Consider the following 18,272-nt stretch of genomic DNA (forward strand, 5'->3'; position numbering starts at 1 on the left):
GACCCTGAAGACGCGATGGCGACAAAACCGGAAATTCTCATCGTAGGGGGCGGCGTCGCGGGGCTGGCTCTGGCCACCCGGCTGGGCGACACGCTGGGCCGGCAGGGTCAGGCCCGGATCACGCTGATCGACAAGAGCTTCTCCCATGTCTGGAAGCCCATGCTGCATTGCTTCGCGGCCGGCACGGCCCAGAACGAGAATGACCGCATCAGCTTCATGGCGCAGGCCAGCAGCCGCCATTTCGAATTCTGGCCCGGCGAGATCGTGGCGCTGGACCGCGCGAACAAGCGCGCCATCCTCGGCCCCTTCCGCTCCGCCGAGGGCGAGGTGGTGCTGGAAAGCCGCACGGTCGAATATGCCGCCCTCGTGCTGGCCATCGGCAGCCGCGCCAATGATTTCGGCACGCCAGGCGTCGCGGAACATTGCCTGTTCATCGACAATCTGGTCGAAGCCAACGGCTTCAACGAAAAATTCCGCATGGAGCTGCTGCGCGCCTACGCGGCCGACAAGCCGCTCGACATCGCCATTGTCGGCGGCGGCGCAACCGGCACACAACTCGCGGCCGAACTGCACAAGGCGCTGGACCTGGTCGCCCTGCATTCCTTCGGCGCGGCACCCCCGCAGCTCAAGATCACCCTGCTCGAAGCCGGCCCCCGCATTCTCCCCGCCTTCCCCGAAACCGTGTCCACCGCAGCCCAGCGCCAGCTCGAAAGCATCGGCGTCTCGGTCCGCACCTCCGCCATGGTCTCCGGCGCCGATGCCGAAGGGCTGAGCCTGAAGGACGGCACGCGCATCCCCGCCACGCTGCGCGTCTGGGCCGCGGGCGTGAAAGCGCCGGACGTCACATCGGCCTTCGACGGACTCTCCCTCAGCCGCTCGGGCCAGATCCTGGTCCACCCCAACCTGCAATCACAGGATGACGAGCATATCTTCGCCATGGGCGACTGCTCATTCATCTCCTCGGACCCCCTGCCGCCCACGGCGCAGGTCGCCCGCCAGCAGGCCCACCACCTCGCCCGCCACCTGCCGGCCTGGCTGCGCGACGGACGCACGGTCCCGGCCTGCGTCTTCCGCAACAAGGGCGCCATCGTGGCGCTGGGCAATTACAATGGCTGGGGCACCCTGCCCGGCGGCACCGTCTTCGGCGGCGGCTTCCTCAACGGCCTCACCGCGCGGCTCGGCCACCTGATGCTCTACCGCCAGCACCAGGTGGAACTGTACGGCCTGTTCCGCGGCCTGATGTCCATCCTGGCCGACCGGATCGATGCGTTCGTGCGGCCCTCGGTCCGGCTAGACTGACCGAGCCTGACCGTAAATGCGCGCTGGCGGCGATCCGACGCGCGTTTCCTGCGCTTCGGTGCTCACGGCCCCAAAGGCCGCTCCGCTCCGATGCTCAGAAACACACGACGGGCGCGGCCCTTCGGGCCGCTCTCGCTCACCAGCCCACATTTCCGGTCAGGCTCTCCATTCCACCAGCCGCACAACGCGCACTGACAGCGATCCGACGCGCGTTTCCTGCGCTTCGGTGCTCACGGCCCCAAAGGCCGCTCCGCTCCGATGCTCAGAAACACACGACGGGCGCGGCCCTCCGGGCCGCTCTCGCTCGCCAGCCCACATTTCCGGTCAGGCTCTCCATTCCACCAGCCGCACAACGCGCACTGACAGCGACCCGACGCGCGTTTCCGATCAGGCCCTTAAAAGCCCCGCCTGCAATGCCAGCACCTTGTGCAGGATCGGCACCAGCGCCGGGCGCCCCTTGAGCCTGATCCATTCATCCAGCGCGGTGCGAAAGGCCGCGATCCCCGACCGCGCGGCCACGCGCGCCGCCAGCGCCTGATCGGGCGACGGCGGCAGCCGGCTGGCCAGGGCGGCGGCCAGCGCATCCTCCCACCGCGCATATTTCCGCAGGCTCACCGACAGCAGCGCCGGCGTCCGCTCAATCAGACAGGCGAAGGCGAACGCCTCGGCCCGGTTCTTCGCCATCTGCGGCACCACGGCTTCCAGCGCCGTGCGGATGATGTCCTGTGGCGTGAAATCCGCCGGGCAGGATTCGACGCTGGCGGTCAGCACATCGGTCATGTTCTGCGCCCAGGCGGTGACGATATCCGCCTTGGCCGGAAAATACCGGAACAGCGTCCGGCGCGAAATGCCCGCGCTGGCCGCGATCTCGTCGACCGTGGTGGTGTCGAACCCCTGGGTCGACAGCAGGCGCATCGCCCCTTCGATCAGCGCAGCATGGGTCTCGCTCCGCCGCGCCTCCCGCCGGGACGGCACGGAAGCGGCGACACGCAGGGAAGAAACCGGGGGCCGGGACACGGGCAAGACAGGATCGCTCTCGAACAGGACGGACCGGCGCACCGAACGGATCGGCACACCGAAAAAGGGGAAACCGGCAGGGTATCGGCCCACAAGACCGCCCCTCCCCGGCCGATGATAGTCGCGAACGGCAAAAGCCTCCACCCTCGCCACCGCACCCCCTCCCGGCAACGCAGACACACCGGAAAATGGCACTCACCATCCCGCCCCGCATCGCCACGATGCGAATAGACATGAAATTTCGTTTTCAAATCAACGATGTTTACGAAAAACCCCCATACCGGGTTGCACCGTGCAGCGCCAACGGACGATAATGCGCCGAAAGAAACAGCAGCGAGAGAAAAACGCATGACGGGATATCCGATCCCCACCCACCTGAGCCCATCCGCCTTCCAGGCCATCAAGGGCGTGATCTTCGACATGGACGGCCTGCTGCTGGACAGCGAAACCCTGGCGATGGACGCACTGGCCGAGGCCGGGACCGACCTGGGCTACGACGTGCCGCTCGCCTTCTGCCGCGGCATGATCGGCATGCCCGCCGACACCTGCCGCCAGATGGTGCACGACACGTACGGCACCGATTTCCCGCTGGAACGCTTCTTCGCGCTGCAGGAAGAGCATCTCCGCCGCTATGTCGACAGCGACCGCCTGGTGCTGAAAAAGGGCGTCATCCCCCTGCTGGACCTGCTCGACCGGCTGGGCCTGCCGCGCGCCATCGCCACCTCCTCCAGCCGCTATCGCACCGACCATCATCTGGAACTGGTCGGGCTCCTGACCCGCTTCGACGCCATCGTGACCCGCGACGACGTCACACGCGGCAAGCCGAATCCCGAACCCTATTTGACGGCAGCGGAAAAAATCGGAATCGCCCCCGAAGCCTGCCTGGCATTGGAAGATTCCCACAACGGCGCCCGCGCCGCCCACGCCGCCGGCATCCCCGTCATCGTGGTGCCCGATCTCCTGGCCCCCACCGAAGACATCCGCGAAAAGGCCCTGGCCATCGTCAACGACCTGGACCATGTCCGCCACTGGCTGGAACAGGCCCACGCCTGAACACCGGACAAAAACGCGCGCCGGGAGACATCGGCGCGCATGTCCCGACACGTTCCCCCAAAGCCGGAGGAAGGGGCAACGCGCCCTTTCCTCCCGCCCACGATGTCCCTCACTTTAGCGATTACGCATCGCCCGACATGGCTGCTTCCGCCTACTTTCCAGACGACAGATGCAAGCACATGCCTTCCCGACAGCGGACGCCCAATCTTACGGCACCATCCCTATCGCTCTACCCCACGGCATTGGTGCCTGATGCATCGCGTAGACAGTCTGCGGCACGATATGCGCCCGCGCAACCGCTGTTTCCACTTCATGCATCAGTTCAGGATTATACAACGAATTGTCCGGGTTCAGTACCAGCGTGTCGCTCGCGTAGAGGAGTTTCGCATCGGGCCAGTAAACCATGTATTGTCGCTCGGTCGAGGGCCCGCAGATCGGGATCAGCATGATCGGATTGTGACGGCTGGGGATCGCAAGCACCTGATTCACCATATGCCATTGCGGCGGCCGGGGATGACGGGCAAGGTCGTCGGGTCGCAGGATATGGGGAGCAGCAATCAATCGGTCCAGCAACGGACGGTTCAGATCGAGCTGATAAACCGGAATACCCCGCGCCACGGCTTCCCGCAGTCCCGCGACATGCGGCCAGGAATCCGTCGTCGAGATCACGGCCTTGATTGGCTTGCCCGGCACAAGGTGCGCGGCAGCGTCTAGCGCTTGTGCCGTATAGGACGCGGAAATCGGCGCTTCGAGCAGAATCAAGCCATCATCCTGTTCGATCACGCTGACATTCCATGCCCCCTGGAACAGCCAGACCCCGGGAACGATCGTTTGTGCCTGTGGTGGGAACGGCCGTTCCCATCCCGGCGACCGCAGGCTCTTGGCCGCCGCCGCTGAATCGACGGAGAAGGCGTCGCTTGCCAGGGCCGGATCGAATCGCACGTCCAGATATTGCTCGTGAGCAGTCTCCAAGCCGTTGCGCTGATCGACCCGGCTGGCCGGGAAAAGCACGCCGCCGACATCCTGCCAGCTGTCGAGATAGATGCGCTGATCGACGTCGCCCCAGACGTTCCAGAAATCTTCGAACGTCCGGGTCCGCTCGATCGCGTCGGGCAGATGGCTTCCGGCATTCAGGGCGAGACGAACCGTCTGCCCGTGATCCGTGAATGTCACCACCGTATGCGGTGCCGCGTGCAGCCATTCGGGCGCGGCGTAGCGCAGATCGGGCGCCTTTGCTGCGGCCTGCAGCACCATCATGGGCTCGTCATGCAGGATATCGTCACCTTGTTCGCGCGTTTGCCTGGCGGCCGGCCTGTCACCGCCTGGCGTTTTCATGACCGCGCCGGCTGCCGACACCACGACATGGGTTTTGTTGATATTTTCGTCCGGTGCGGTCGAGGGGAAAATGGACTCATGCACGCGATCGACCGCACCATGCCGATAGTCGACGATTCGGGTCTCCCGACCATATTCGATCTGGAATGGCGCCTGGCGATAGGATTGTTCCGCTTCCTCACGATGGCCAATGATCGCATATCGCGCCGTTCGCACGCCGGCCAGGCGGTTCGCACCACCCATAGCCTCGAGTGCGATGCCAATGCACGCATGGGGCGCAAGGCCGGCGCAGCCGGGTGCTCCATGCGCTGAAGCGACGGGCGCCCCATCGGGCGGCGGCGCAGCGGCACAGAGGAAAACCGGCACGGTCGCGCAGGTAATTGCCAGGAAGATCCGGTTCGCAGGAGCCATAAGATACCGTCTCAACGAGAGTCGCCAATCTGCATTAGGCATATTGCGGCAATTGCCATGCAGAAGTTACCGCACATTACCTTTCTGCAATTTTATTATGATTCATGTTTGAGAGCGGACAGTTCGTGGATACCGTCGCCTCCAGAAACGTTACGGCGGCGGCGATATCGCGTCAACGCCCTCCAAGGAGACTGGCAACGTCAATGGCACGCCCTTCTTTGTCCGGACGATGGGGCCTCGGACTGGCTCTTCTCGTAGGCATGACGCAGACTGCGCTCGCCGAGGAGGTTCCTCCGGTTTCCCCCGCCGGGTTCGGCGTCTTTCAGCCGTTCTCCAGCGATCCGGGCTTTACTCTGAACGCCGCATTCACGCCGGATGGCAACACCGTCTACGTCTCCAAAAGCCAGCCGACATGGGATGGCTTGACCATTTTCGCGGCGACGCAACAGCACGGCATATGGTCCGCCCCACAAGTCGCGCCGTTCTCCGGCGTGGACAAGGACACCGACCCGGCCGTGTCCCCTGACGGCACGTCGATCGTGTTCGCCTCGATCCGTCCCGCCACCGGGGCGGGCTATCGCTTGTATCGCTACGATTTCAAGGCCGGCCTGACCACGCCGGCCCTGCCCGAGCCAGCTTCGGCGACCGACAATGACCTTTACCCGAGCTTTACCCGAACCGGCGTCCTGTATTTCATGAAGATGGGCACAACCGGAACGGCGATCTATCGCGCCTCGCCAGCCGGTCATGGGTTTGCAACGCCGTCGCCTATCGTCATCCCTGGCGCGGATAAAACGACCCACGACATGGATCCGACCATCGCGCCGGACGAGAGCTTCATCGTCTTCGCCAGCAACCGTGCGGGCACGCTGGGCGCGAAGGATCTGTTCATCGCGTTCCGCACCACAACCGGCTGGTGTACGCCGTTGCATTTTGGCGCCCCGATCAACAGTACCGGCAACGAGGTCGCGACCGGTCTATCGCCGGATGGGCAGACATTATATTTCTCCACTGCCCGCTCAAGTGTCACGACACCGCGCACAAAACCAGCCAACAGCGTGGCTTTCCGCGTGGAACAGGCCAATTATGCCAACGGACTCCTGCGGCCCTACAAGGTGTCGATCGGCGCATTCGTTGCGACGCACCGGCCAATCGGCGGTGTGTGCAGTCATCCATGATGAAGCTGGTTCCCACCAAAGGCGCGCAAGGTGTCAGTCCCGCGAGGAAAAAGCGCATGGAGAGGTGCCTTTTGCCGACGCATGCGCATTATCGGCTGTTGCAACTTTCCTCAGGAAGCCTCGCCTGCTTATGCAGCGCCGTCCTGTGGTGCAGCGGCGCTCTTGCGACGCCGGACCCTTCATTCGAACCGAACCTGAAATCGGGAGACTTGTTCAGCAACGCTTTCTCGATCCAGCGTTCCGTAACGGCCCCTGGTTATCAGGAGTTCGTTTGGCGCAATGGCGGCACTGCCGATTACCGGGTGACCAAGGCGACCACCCACGACATCGAATTCGATATGCAGGCGCGGTACGATGGGCGACCGATCGCCCGGCACCATATCTCGATGACACCGGGTGGCGATCGCTTCTGCATCTTTAATGCGACCAAGGTTGCATGCGAGTCCGATCGCGATGCCAGTGGGTTATTGTTCAACCAAGCTGTATGGGGCAGACCGCTTGGCGGTCTGAAAAGCGGCAGTCATTGGCACGAGAGCCATCTGCCTGCCTGGGAATTCGGGGGGGCGGGTGGCTCGCAGGACGTCATTGTGACCGGCTATGACGTCACCACAGGCGCAATGACCTTATCAAGAGCCGGATCGGCGGAGGGTTTCTATTCCGAGAACGATCCGGGAACAATCACCCTTCTGAAAGATGGTCATCAGAAGGAGTTTCATCTACGGCGGGGCCATACCTCATGGCGCGGTGTGACGATCATTAAGGCTGGCATCGTCCTCAGCGACGAGATTATCGTCGAGCGTGATGACGTTCTTGTCGACGACGCGAACCAGACGGTCACCGCGCATGAACGTCGGATCATGCTGGAGAATGCGGCACCGTTTCCGACAATCGGTGTGTTGTGACCATGGAGAGGAAACTGCTGCGCGATCAAACCCGGGACTAAACATCTTGTCGAGGTATCGTCATGGCCTGCTCATGCTGGCCCGATATCGCGGTCGCCGCGGTCATGGGCGCTCTCGGCCCGCATGGCAGCAGACAGATCATCCGTCATGCCCGGCGTGAAAGGAAGGGAGTTTCACGTCGGGGCTGCGCGCTTGTTATCCCCGGCAGGGCTGCTTGAACGGGAGTGCGCAGGGGCGTGTCGTCTTTCGCCCTCACACGCGACCTGCCGATTTGTCTTTAACGTGTCCATAAAGCAGACACGATATCTTCCGCGGGAGCATCCCCGATTGCGCAGAACCTGGAAAAATGCAGGAGTTAGAGACGTTCCCAACGGTTCGGCAGGCGATTGCCAGAACGTAACTTTATGCTCGAAGGATCGATCCCAATATGAAACTTGCTGTCTTTTGTGGCTCAGCATCAGGAGATATTCCTATTTACACGGAGGCGGCCTATGCGTTCGGGAAACTTGCAGCCCGACGTGGGATCGGGCTTGTCTATGGTGGAGGCCATGTCGGCCTGATGGGTGCAGTGGCAGACGGAGCCCTCGCGGCAGGTGGGGAGGTGACGGGTATCATGCCGACAGCGTTGGCAGAGAAGGAGATAGCCCATACCGGCCTGACACGCCTAGAGGTTGTTCCAGATATGCACACGCGAAAGACCCGAATGGCAGAGTTAGCTTCAGGATTTGTGACTTTGCCAGGTGGCGCGGGAACACTGGAGGAAATTTTCGAGCAATGGACTTGGGCGCAACTAGGGCTTCACCAGAAGCCATGTGGCTTTCTGAATGTCGCTGGCTACTTTGATCCTCTTTTTGAAATGATCGAACGAACCGTGTCAGCCGGCTTCATGAAACGGGATTATGCGGAAATGCTGGTGTGTACGGTTGACCCGGATACGCTTTTGGAACGATTTGCCCGTTATCGCCCTCCTGCTCAGAAGTGGCAGTCAAAAAGCGCAGAAATCAAAGCCCAATGTATGCTCGAGAATCAAAACAACGGTTCTTGATAGTTTCTTGGCGCAAGACAGATAGATTGCAATCCGACACCAGACATTCGACTTTTTCTGTCCATGTCTGCCTGTCTGCCTGTCTGCCTGTCTGCCTGTCTGCCTGTCTGCCTGTCTGCCTCAGGATACGAGTAGACAGACGGGATACGCCTCATGTCAGTCGTTCTGAATAGATAGATGCATGTGGCAAAGCGGCTATTTATTATTCTGTGGATGTTGCTCGCCTATAGCATGACCAAAAATCGACCAGTTGAGGCGGTTCACTCTGCATTCCAGGGAATAATCGTCAGATAGGGCCAGCGTTTCAGCCATTTCTCCACTTTCGCCTCATAAATATCAGCCGTAATCTGACGTTTATTTGGTCTGACAATGCCATTGAGTAGGTCTGACAAACCGAATGGTGCGTATACTTCACTGCCATGTTTTCCCGGCTTGATGCCAATTGCTGTGGCGGTCGTCGGGAACGTATCAATAGCGTCTTCTACAGAGCGATAGGGTGAAATCGGATAGCCAAATTTTTCTTTGTACCAAAGATGCACACGCGCTTCGTTCTTTACGTCTATCCATACTGGTATGTGCGACAACATTGTCCGGATACGCTCGGCATTTCGTTGCTCACTTAATGCAGAGGTATCATCTGCATCGAAATACACAATATCCAGATCCGAAATGCCGTGATTTACGGGTAAGCCGAAATGGTTATTCCATATGGTTTGTGCCAAACAACCAGCCACCAACCAGCAATTATCCAGTTCTATTTGTTCCCAGATATACGACAGATCACGTATGAACGGATTCTGTAAAACAGTATCGGAAAATTGAATCGCGAGCGCAGTCTGCATGCTTGCTTTCTATATGCCTGCGTGAAAATCGAAACTTACATGCCTAAAGCATATAGGATCAAGTGTCGGCTTTTCCACGGTTTATTCTGATAGCCGACATGCCGCTTACCCCCGCATGTCTGCCTGTCTGCTGCACAAAGAAAGCCGGCAGTTCGGAGTAAAGCGTTGCTGCTTTTATTGGTTCCATTCTGCTCGTCCAGACCCAAGAAGAACAGCCGGCGACATCCACCGCATCCGCATTTCTCCGACAGTCGCAGGAGGACGAAGACGCAGCGCCGGCCCCCATGCCGTCATTTCCGAGTGTTCTAAAAAATCGCCCGGTCCGGCCCCACCAGGATCATCTCCGGCGTATTCACCCTCATGCGCGAAAAGCAGCTCCGCCGTCCGCGCCAGAGACAGCCGAAACCGCGTCATGGTATCTCCATGCAGTCGGGCGGCAATACCACGCACTGCCGCCGCAGCCATCAGATAACCTGTCGCATGATCAAGCGCCTGCACAGGCAAAGAAACCGGCACATCAGAACCGCGCCACGCCATTCCGCTGGCAGCGATCCCGGATGAGAACTGTACCAGACTGTCGAAACCGCGCCGGTTCGCCCATGGGCCGCTATGGCCATAAGCATCCAGTGACACATCAACCAGACCGGGCCGGATGGCCTGCCGCGCCTCAGCACCATATCCGAGACGGTCGAGGGCATCGGCCCGATAGCCGTGAACAAGAATATCTGCGCGGGACAGCAATCGTTCAAAGGCAGCTCTGTCGCCGGCATCGTGCAGATCCAGCCGGGTGCATTGCTTCCCGAGCGTGACATCCGGCGCCACGACGGGTTCTTCCCATCCTGGCGGATCGATGCGGAGAACCTGGGCTCCCCATCCCGCAAGAAAACGGGTCGCGACCGGACCGGCCAGAATCCTCGTCAGATCCAGCACGCGCAAACCGGCGAGCGGCCTTTCGCGATCGGGCCGCCATCCGGAATTACCGCACGATCCTCCCCTATCACACAGAACCAGAGGCTCTCGCGAAACGGCCTTGCCCTGTAGATGGTTTTCCCACTCTGGGCGGCTCCGCAGCCGCGCCGCGCATCCTCCGGCGGCGACAATCGCCCGCTCAAGCTCATCCCCGTTCCAGCCCGTGACAGCTTCTGCGACCGCTTCGCGCGTCGCGGTACTGCCGAGCACGGAAAGAGTTGCGCGTTTATGATGAGCGGCATTGGTGTGGATTTTAATCCAGCCATCCCGCGTGCGGTAATCACCCGCAATGGCATCCCATGCAGCCGGAAGCGTCCAGCCCTGCGGCCGGATCGAAAACCCGAACCAGAGTGAAGCGAGACGATGATCGACTATCACCGGTAAAGATGAACCTTCCTGATTCAGAAGGTCCGCGACCGACAGGCAGGCGGCTCCGATCGCCGCCGCCGCGAGTTCTGTCACAGGAAAGCAGGAGGAAAGGCGCTCTCTTCCAGAAAATGTCACCCGCCCGGATGCCTCATGAGCAAGCCCGGTCGCGGCAAGAATATCTCTGAGCAAAAAATCCGTCATATCCAGCGCCATGCGATATTCTCCTTTCGTCCGACAAGGCATGAAAGACACATGACTGGCGAATCAATTCGAATCCATCTCGTTGATATGGGAAACGGGTCCGTTATGAGCCGCTTCCTTCTTCCGCTCTTCTTCTAATGTTCCCGATACCAGACATTCCGCTTTCCCGGCCATAGCCGCGGTCGCGCGCGCTTTTACGAACAGGCTCTCGCAACCTCACGCAGCACAGCCCGCACATCCCCATCCGTCAGCCGCCGCAGCATGTCTGCAATGGCCGCCACCTGCCCGTCATGATCCGGCAGAGGCGGCCCGAACACGTCCTCCATCGCCAGAAACGTTTCCGCCTGCGCACGATGATCGTCCCGCGCATCGGCACAGATCTGCCACGGTCGGCAGATCCGCCAGCCCCCGGCATAGGCCAGGATCATGCGCGTGTCCGCTGAAAACCCCCATACGAAAGGATGCTAGTCCCCGGCCTCCGGCCAGCCGCCGCCCGTCGCCTTGCACAGCGCCACCACGTCCAGCAGCACCGCCAGCCGCGCCTGGATGTCGTCCTGCTGCGCGGTGCCCAGATCAGCCCGTGCGTCCAGCACCGCCAGCGCGTCGCCGGTCCCGTCGCGATAGCGGGTTCGGGCCAGGCCCAGCCGGGCGTTGATGCTGGCCACCGCCGCCCGGTCGCTCTCCCGCGTGGCGCGGTCGGTGCGCAGTGCGACCAGGGCATCCTCCACCTCGCCCAGCGCGTCCAGCACGCGCTGGCGATAGGTCAGGGCGGCCTCCTGCTGCTGTGCGCGGGCCAACCGGATCGCGGCCCGCAGCCGCCCGCCCTGGAACAGCGGCAGGGAAATCGCGGGGCCGAACTGGTAGAACGTGTTGCCCCAGTCCGCCAGGCTGCCCAGCGTCAGCGTGCGCTGGCCGACCTGCCCGGACAGCGTGATGTCGGGATAATGCTGCGCCACCGCCGCGCCGACCCCGGCGGTGGCGGCGTGCAGATCGGCCTCGGCCGCGCGAATATCAGGCCGCAGGCGGGCCAGCGCCGCCGGCAGCACCACCGGCACGCGCGGCGGCGGGTCCGGCAGGGGACGCAGTGCGGCAAGCGGGCCATCCAGCGCTCCCGGCGGTTGCCCGGTCAGGATGGCCAGCCGGTTCAGTGCCTGTCCCGCCTGTCGCTGGAATCCGGCCGCCTGCCCCTGCGCCCGCGCCAGCGCCGCGCCGGCCAGGTCGACATCCGTGCCGTCTGCCAGCCCCAGTCGGCGCTGGAACGCCCGCAGCGCCACCGTTCGCGCCCGCGCTGCCGCCACCTCGCCCGCCGAGTCCAGCAGCGCCTGGGTCGCCCGCCATTGCAGATAGGTCCGCACCACATCGCCCTGCAGCGTCAGCCGCGCATCGCCCTGGCGGGCGGTCTGCACCGCCACCTGCGCCCGTGCCTGTTCCACCAACCGCCGCACCCGGCCGAACAGGTCCAGTTCCCACGATGCGTCAAACCCGACCTGATACAGGTCCGTCCCCTGCGTCAGGCCACCGATCCCGCCCAGGAATGCCGGCTGCCCCGTGCCGCTGCCCGCGCCCCCCAGCACCGAGAACAACCCCGCCTCCCCCAGCCGCTCGCGCGTATAGCGCGCCGAGGTCCCCAGCTCCGGCAGGCCCGCGGCGCGCTGGGCGGCCTCCTGCTCCCGCGCCTGGACAATGCGCGCGCTGTTTTCCTGAAAGCCAGGATTGCCCGCCATGGCCCGCGCCACCAGCGCGTCCAGCACCGGGTCGTGAAACATCCGCCACCAGCCGGGATCGGGCCGCGCCACCAACGCGACACCACCATCATGGGCCGACACATCATGCCACGCCGCCGGCACCTCGGCGCGCGGGGCATGGAAGGCCGGCCCCACCGTGCAGCCCCCCACCCAGGCGAGACCCGCGACACACCCAGCCCGGACGGTCTGGCGCATCAATCCAGCGTTTCCCGATAGAAGCGCACGGCGACCGCGACCGTGCAGAGCGTGAACAGCACGATCGGCCACAGGTCGGGCAGGATCTCCGCCAGCCCGTTTCCCTTCAGCAGCACCCCGCGCACGATGCGCATGGCGTGGGTCGTCGGCATCCCTTCGCCGATCACGCGCGCCCAGCGCGGCATGCCCTGGAATGGAAAGACGAAGCCCGACAGCAGCATAAACGGCAGCATGGTGAACTGCGCCATCTGCTGCGCCTGCATCTGGTTGGCCGCCAGCGTGGAATAGGTGATCCCCAAGGCCAGGTTGCTGGCGATGAACACCCCCAGCACCCCGAACAGCAGAAGGATCGACCCATGCACCGGCAGATGCAGCAGCAGCACCGCGATCAGCAGGATGACCAGCACCTGCAGGTAGCCGATGCCGATATAGGGCGCGATCTTCGCCAGCATGACCTCGACCGGGCGCACCGGCATGGCCAGCAGGTTCTCCATCGTCCCGCGCTCACGCGTGATGGCCAGCGTGGTCAGCATCAGCGTCGACATCATCAGCACGACACAGATCAGCCCGGGCACCACGTTCAGCACCGTCAACTGCTCGGGGTTGTAGCGGGTATGCACCACGAAGCGGAATGGCACCGGCAACGCCATGCCCCGCCTTGCCGGCGGCAGGTCGCGCGCCAACACGTCGCCCAGGCCGGACAGCGCGGCGGTGGCATAGCCCACCGCCGTCGGGTCGGTGCCGTCGGTATCGACCAGGACTGACGGCGCCTCGCCCCGGTCCACCGCACGGTCGAAGCCCGGCGGGAAGTCGACGACGAACAGCAGCCGTCCTTCCGCGATACCCGCCTCCGCCTCGGCTTCCGACCGGACAAGGCGGGTCCGGTAATAGCCGGTATTGCGCAGCGCGGCGACGATGGTGCGCTCGTAACGCGACGGCTCCGCCATCAACACCCCGGTCGGCAGATCGTGCGGGTTGGAATTGATGGCGTAGCCGAAGATCAGCAACTGCATCACCGGCAGCGCGATGATCAGCCGCAGGGTCATCGGGTCGCGCCGCACCTGCAGCCATTCCTTGCGCAGCAGCGCGCGCAGGCGGCGGGCGGACAGCATGCCCATCACCCGTCCTCCTGTCCCAGCAGATGGATGAACACATCCTCCAGCCGGGGCGGCACCTCCTGCCATGCCAGCCCGCCCCCCTGCGCACGAATGGCCTCCTCCAGCCGCGCGCGGTCCATCCCCGCGACATGCAGCGCCCGGCCGAAGACGGTCGCGGCCTCGACCCCGGGCGCCTCGCGCAGCCGCCGCACCGCGTCCTCGACCCCGTCGCCCGTGCCCTCGAACGTCACCAGCCCGACACGGGCCAGCAACTCCCCGGCGCTGCCCTGGACGACGATGCGCCCGCCGGCCAGGTAGACCACGCGCGCGCAGCGTTCCGCCTCATCCATGTAATGGGTGGACACCAGCACCGTCAGGCCGCCGCCGGCCATGTCGTGGATCAGGTCCCAGAACGCGCGCCGCGCCCGCGCATCCACCCCCGCCGTCGGTTCGTCCAGCAGCAGCAGCGCCGGCCGGTGCAGCACGCAGGCCGTCAGCGCCAGCCGCTGCTTCCAGCCGCCCGACAACTGGCCGGCCAACTGGCTGGCCCGGCCGCGCAGCTCCATGCGGTCCAGCATGGCATCGACCGCGCCGCGCGGGTCCGACAGTTCATAGATCCCGGCGACAAGCTCCAGGTTCTCCCGCACCGTCAGGTCCTCATACAGGCTGAAGCGCTGCGTCATGTAGCCGACTTGCCGGCGGATGCGCGGCGCATCGCGGATGATGTCCAGCCCCAGGCAGGTCCCGCGCCCCGCATCGGGCACCAGCAGCCCGCACAACATGCGAATGGTCGTGGTCTTGCCGCTGCCATTCGCGCCCAGAAAGCCGCAGATCTCGCCCCGTGCCACGCGCAGGCTCAGCCCGTCGACCACGCGCAGCGTCCCAAAATCCTTGCGAAGGTCGTGGACGTCTATGACGTAATCCTCGGGCTTCGGGCCGTTCATCGCACGTTCCCCCGCCTGGTGGCCCACGGCGGACTGACCGTCACCGGCTGGCCCGGATTGAGCATCCCCACCTGGCCGGTGCGCGGCCGCGCCTGGACCATATAGACCAACTTGGCCCGGCTCTGGTCGCTGTAGATCAGCGGCGGTGTGTATTCGGCATGCGGCGCGATAAAATCCACATACCCCTCCAGCCCGGACGGGCAGCCATCACAAGCCAGTCCCACCCAGTCACCCAGATGAATGCGCGCCAGCATGCCCTCCGGCACGAACAGGCGGATCACGATATGACCCGGCGGCAGGAGCGAGATGACCGGCGTGCCGGCGTCCAGCACTTCGCCCGGCCAGGCCATGATATCGGCGATGACGCCGGTATCGGGCGCCACGACATGGCGCTGCGACAATCGCCAGTCCATGATCGCAAGGGCCGCGCGCGCCGCCGCCGCCGTCGCCGCCTGGGCGAAGATCTGCTCCGTTCGGCCGCTGGGAGCGCGTGCCTGCTCCAGCGCGGCGCGCAGCCCCGCGACGCGGGCCTCGGCCGAGCGCCAGGCGGCGCGGGCGGCGTCACGCGCCTGCATCGTCGCGGCGCCAACCGGGGCCGCCGCCTCCAGCCGGCGCAGGTCGGCCCGCGCGCGGTCACGCGTCGCCTCGGCGTCCGCCAGGTTCGACGCCGCTTGGCGGATTTCGGTCTCGCGGGCAGGGCCTTGCAGGTTTGCCAACTGGCGCGCGCTTTCCTCGGCCTGGCGCGCTGCCTGGTCACGCGCGGCGCGCTCGGCCACGTCGTCCTGGTCGAACAGCGCCTGCCCCGCCCGCACCTGATCGCCGCGCATCACATGCAGCCCGGTCAGCAGCCCGGCCTGCGTCGGACCGATCCTTACGAAATCCGCATCGACATACCCCTGCAACGTCATCGGCACCGCATGCCACGACAGCCCCCACCACAGGACCGCCGCCAGCAACAGCACGACCCCGGCCACGCCGGCCCGGCGGAGGCCCACCCGCGTCACCGTGCTTCCAGCGCCTCGACCATCGCCCGACCCTTCGCATATGCCGCACGCCGCGATAACGGCACACCGGGCGCCGCGTCGCGCGCCTCAGCTGAATTTTATTGGGGGCAGGAGGATTATTTCGGACGCTCACGCTGAACGCATCGATCCATGTCCGTCTTACAGAACGCGAACTGGCGCATTGCATGTCCGGATCAAGGAGGGGCAGCCGTCAGGAGTGCGCGCGCCGTAACCTTTCCCTGGCCGCCGACCTCCGAAGATCATGCCCGAAACCGCTCTGGTTCCAGCACGTTCAAGTCTGTCAAAGGAACGATGTCATGACCATTCCCGTGCTGATTACGTTCAGGAATATGGCGCCCTCATCGACGCTGGAAGCCAGAATCCGCGAAAAGGCTTCACTTCTGACGCGGTTCGAGCACGATATCCAGCGATGCCACGTGACGGTCGAGATCCCCCACCGGCACCATCGTCAGGGCCAGCTCTATCGTGTGAAACTGGTCATCACCGTGCCAGGAGGCGACATCGTCGTCGGGCGCGAAGGGTCGCAGGATCATGCACATGAAGATGCCCATGTCGCCGTGCGGGATGCGTTCGACGCTGCCATCCGGCAGTTGGAAGACCATGTCCGCATCCGCGGAACCCAGGTCAAGCACCACGAGCCCCTCTGGCTGGAAGGCCACGTTGCCCGGTTCGTCGCCGAGGCGGATCACGGCTTTATTACGACGCATGACGGGCGAGAGGTCTATTTCCATCGCCATAGCGTGGCCGACGACGGGTTTGATCGCCTGCAGGTCGGCAGTCCGGTACACCTGGTCGTGAGCGAAGGCGTAAACGGCGCCCAGGCCAGCATCGTGCGTGTGGGCGGAAAATCCGATCCATCGTCCTGAATACGGGAGGCCGCCCAGAGCCGCCGGCACACGCACGCTTTCCATCCCGGCTATCATCATAACCGGGATGGATTCAGGCGCCTTTACGAACAGGCTTTCGCAACCTCACGCAGCACAGCCCGCACATCACCATCCGTCAGGCGCCGCAGCATGTCCGCAATGGCCGCCACCTGCCCGTCATGATCCGGCAGAGGCGGCCCGAACACTTCCTCCATTGCCAGAAACGCTTCCGCCTGCGCCCGATGATCGTCCCGCGCATCGGCGCAGATCTGCCGCAGCACATCCGCGCGCGGGTCCGTCAGGCCGATTTCCAGGGCTTCCTGCTCATGCAGCGCAAACCAGCGGATCCAGCACGCAATCAGCAGCACGGCCCCCGTCACCGGGCGACCGGCCTCCAGATTCTCGCGCATCGGCGCAATCACCCGCGCGGCCATCTTCGCCGACCCGTTGCGCCCGATCCGCTCCACATCATGCGCAATGCCCGGATTGCGGAACCGCGTCATCAGCCCGGCGGCATAGGAATCCAGATCCTCGTCCGACAGATCGACCCCGGCCGACTGCTCATGGCGCATGAAATGCGTGGCAATCGCCCCCAGCGCCGGATCGGTCGCAGCCTCGGCCACCGTCGGCAGGTCCGCCAGCCCCCCGGCATAGGCCAGGATCATGTGCGTGCCGTTGAGCATCTGCAATTTCGCCCGTTCGAACACGCTGACATCGCGCACGAAACGGGTGCCCGGATGCGCCTCCCAGAACGGCCGCTCACCGTCGAAATTCTGGATGATCCACTGAAACCACGGCTCGGCCGAAACCGGGATCGTATCTTCCACACCCCCCAGCAGAAGCCGCGCATCGTCCAGATCCGCCTCCTGAAACGGCGGCGTAATCCGGTCGACCATCGTATTGGGAAAGACCACATGCGCGCCGATCCACGCCGACAGCGCATCGTCGCCACGCAGCGATGCGTAATCCATCACCACCTGCCGCAGCGTATCGCCATTCTCGGCCACATTGTCGCAACTCAGCACCACGGGCGGCACGCCCCCGCGCTGCCGCACCAGATCGAGCCCCGCCACGAGGATGCCGGGCGCGGTCCGGGGAAACGGCCGCTCCAGATCCTCGCGAATGGCGGCGGATTCCGGGTCCAGCCGCCCTTCGGCGGTGATATGATAGCCGCTGGCCGTCACCGTCAGCGTCACCACCCTGATCAGCGGATCGGCAATCCGGCCGATCAGCGCCCCCGGATCGGCCCCGGCAAAAACAGCTTCGGAGATCGCCGCCATCACGGAGGCCACCGTGCCGTCCGGCTCGCGGGTCAGCAGCGTGTAGCAATTCTCCTGCTCCCGCAATTGCTCGGCCAGCAGTGGCCGACGCATCGTCGCCGACACAATGCCCCAGCGCAGCCCGTCTTCCCCTGCGTGATGGATGGCCGCCTGCGTCGCCGCGACCTGATGCGCGCGATGGAAACTTCCGCATCCCAGATGCAAAAGCCCGGATTTCAACAGGGCCGGATCGAATTGCGGCCTGTAGACGCCAGCGGGCAGACTGGATAATGCGGAACGGCTCAATCGCAAAACATCAACCTCCATAAGCTTTATTAGTAAAATCAATTAAACAGGAATTATCAGGAAAATTCAAGATTTTTCACACATTCAAAATAAACTCCAATATTTCCCTTTGTTTTAAAGGATCTTTCATCACGATATAACAACAGATGAAACCGGGAAAACGTTCTCATCCACCGCCGGATTTTCTCGCCTTCCCGCCCCGATCCCGCTAGGC

16 protein-coding genes are annotated in these 18,272 nt (G+C 63.8%); 6 read left to right on the plus strand and 10 right to left on the minus strand.

The features are described 5' to 3' along the window. Positions 1 to 15: 15 nt before the first annotated feature. Positions 16 to 1,299: an NAD(P)/FAD-dependent oxidoreductase gene (locus HLH35_RS01860; protein ID WP_182977494.1), complete on the plus strand. Its 1,284-nt coding sequence runs from the start codon at positions 16 to 18 to the stop codon at positions 1,297 to 1,299. A 387-nt stretch (positions 1,300 to 1,686) separates the two neighbouring features. Here the strand turns inward: HLH35_RS01860 and HLH35_RS01865 are convergent, their stop codons facing one another. Next, positions 1,687 to 2,409 carry a TetR family transcriptional regulator gene (locus HLH35_RS01865; protein ID WP_338029264.1) on the minus strand — a complete coding sequence of 241 codons (723 nt, stop codon included), beginning with the start codon at positions 2,407 to 2,409 and terminating at the stop codon, positions 1,687 to 1,689. 255 nt (positions 2,410 to 2,664) lie between these two features. On the opposite strand from HLH35_RS01865, the gene HLH35_RS01870 reads away from it, so the two are divergent. Then, a complete protein-coding gene (locus HLH35_RS01870) occupies positions 2,665 to 3,369 on the plus strand; it encodes an HAD family hydrolase (RefSeq protein ID WP_246384759.1) in 705 nt (234 codons plus the stop codon). Between the two features lie 207 nt (positions 3,370 to 3,576). Here the strand turns inward: HLH35_RS01870 and HLH35_RS01875 are convergent, their stop codons facing one another. Next, on the minus strand, positions 3,577 to 5,115 hold the full coding sequence (locus tag HLH35_RS01875; RefSeq protein WP_182977495.1) for an MBL fold metallo-hydrolase: 1,539 nt from the start codon (positions 5,113 to 5,115) through the stop codon (positions 3,577 to 3,579). A 125-nt stretch (positions 5,116 to 5,240) separates the two neighbouring features. On the opposite strand from HLH35_RS01875, the gene HLH35_RS01880 reads away from it, so the two are divergent. The 3 genes from HLH35_RS01880 to HLH35_RS01890 all read left to right on the plus strand — a co-directional run bounded on the left by HLH35_RS01880 (position 5,241) and on the right by HLH35_RS01890 (position 8,240). Beyond that, positions 5,241 to 6,293, plus strand: a complete 1,053-nt coding sequence (locus HLH35_RS01880; protein WP_182977496.1) for a TolB-like translocation protein — start codon at positions 5,241 to 5,243, stop codon at positions 6,291 to 6,293. Then, positions 6,290 to 7,195, plus strand: a complete 906-nt coding sequence (locus HLH35_RS01885; protein ID WP_182977497.1) for a hypothetical protein — start codon at positions 6,290 to 6,292, stop codon at positions 7,193 to 7,195. Before HLH35_RS01880 ends, HLH35_RS01885 begins: the two co-directional genes overlap by 4 nt. A gap of 427 nt (positions 7,196 to 7,622) precedes the next feature. After that, positions 7,623 to 8,240: an LOG family protein gene (locus HLH35_RS01890; RefSeq protein ID WP_182977498.1), complete on the plus strand. Its 618-nt coding sequence runs from the start codon at positions 7,623 to 7,625 to the stop codon at positions 8,238 to 8,240. A gap of 260 nt (positions 8,241 to 8,500) precedes the next feature. Here HLH35_RS01890 and HLH35_RS01895 read toward each other — a convergent pair whose 3' ends face one another. From HLH35_RS01895 to HLH35_RS01925, 7 genes are all read right to left on the minus strand, one after another. Then, positions 8,501 to 9,082 (minus strand): nucleotidyltransferase family protein, encoded by a 582-nt coding sequence (locus HLH35_RS01895; RefSeq protein WP_182977499.1) that lies wholly within the window; start codon positions 9,080 to 9,082, stop codon positions 8,501 to 8,503. 174 nt (positions 9,083 to 9,256) lie between these two features. Next, positions 9,257 to 10,633 (minus strand): CoA transferase, encoded by a 1,377-nt coding sequence (locus tag HLH35_RS01900; protein ID WP_220790485.1) that lies wholly within the window; start codon positions 10,631 to 10,633, stop codon positions 9,257 to 9,259. Positions 10,634 to 10,815: 182 nt separating this feature from the next. Beyond that, the gene (locus tag HLH35_RS01905; protein WP_246384760.1) at positions 10,816 to 11,049 is read right to left on the minus strand and encodes a hypothetical protein; all 234 of its coding nucleotides are present in this window, start codon (positions 11,047 to 11,049) and stop codon (positions 10,816 to 10,818) included. A gap of 36 nt (positions 11,050 to 11,085) precedes the next feature. Beyond that, positions 11,086 to 12,561, minus strand: a complete 1,476-nt coding sequence (locus HLH35_RS01910) for an efflux transporter outer membrane subunit (RefSeq protein WP_182977500.1) — start codon at positions 12,559 to 12,561, stop codon at positions 11,086 to 11,088. Then, complete coding sequence (locus HLH35_RS01915) at positions 12,561 to 13,679, minus strand: ABC transporter permease (RefSeq protein ID WP_182977501.1); 1,119 nt, start codon at positions 13,677 to 13,679, stop codon at positions 12,561 to 12,563. Before HLH35_RS01915 ends, HLH35_RS01910 begins: the two co-directional genes overlap by 1 nt. After that, positions 13,679 to 14,602: an ABC transporter ATP-binding protein gene (locus tag HLH35_RS01920; protein ID WP_182977502.1), complete on the minus strand. Its 924-nt coding sequence runs from the start codon at positions 14,600 to 14,602 to the stop codon at positions 13,679 to 13,681. The genes HLH35_RS01915 and HLH35_RS01920 overlap by 1 nt, the downstream gene beginning before the upstream one ends. Beyond that, entirely contained in the window at positions 14,599 to 15,606 is a 1,008-nt protein-coding gene (locus HLH35_RS01925; protein WP_338029265.1) for an HlyD family secretion protein, read from the minus strand. The genes HLH35_RS01920 and HLH35_RS01925 overlap by 4 nt, the downstream gene beginning before the upstream one ends. A 317-nt stretch (positions 15,607 to 15,923) precedes the next feature. Here HLH35_RS01925 and HLH35_RS01930 point away from each other — a divergent pair, with 317 nt between their 5' ends. Next, on the plus strand, positions 15,924 to 16,493 hold the full coding sequence (locus tag HLH35_RS01930; RefSeq protein WP_182977503.1) for an HPF/RaiA family ribosome-associated protein: 570 nt from the start codon (positions 15,924 to 15,926) through the stop codon (positions 16,491 to 16,493). Positions 16,494 to 16,576: 83 nt separating this feature from the next. On the opposite strand, the gene HLH35_RS01935 is transcribed toward HLH35_RS01930, so the two are convergent. Beyond that, positions 16,577 to 17,992, minus strand: a complete 1,416-nt coding sequence (locus HLH35_RS01935; RefSeq protein WP_246384761.1) for a mannitol dehydrogenase family protein — start codon at positions 17,990 to 17,992, stop codon at positions 16,577 to 16,579. Between the last annotated feature and the right edge of the window lie 280 nt (positions 17,993 to 18,272).

This window comes from Gluconacetobacter asukensis, assembly GCF_014174375.1.
Classification (GTDB): Bacteria; Pseudomonadota; Alphaproteobacteria; order Acetobacterales; family Acetobacteraceae; genus Gluconacetobacter; species Gluconacetobacter asukensis.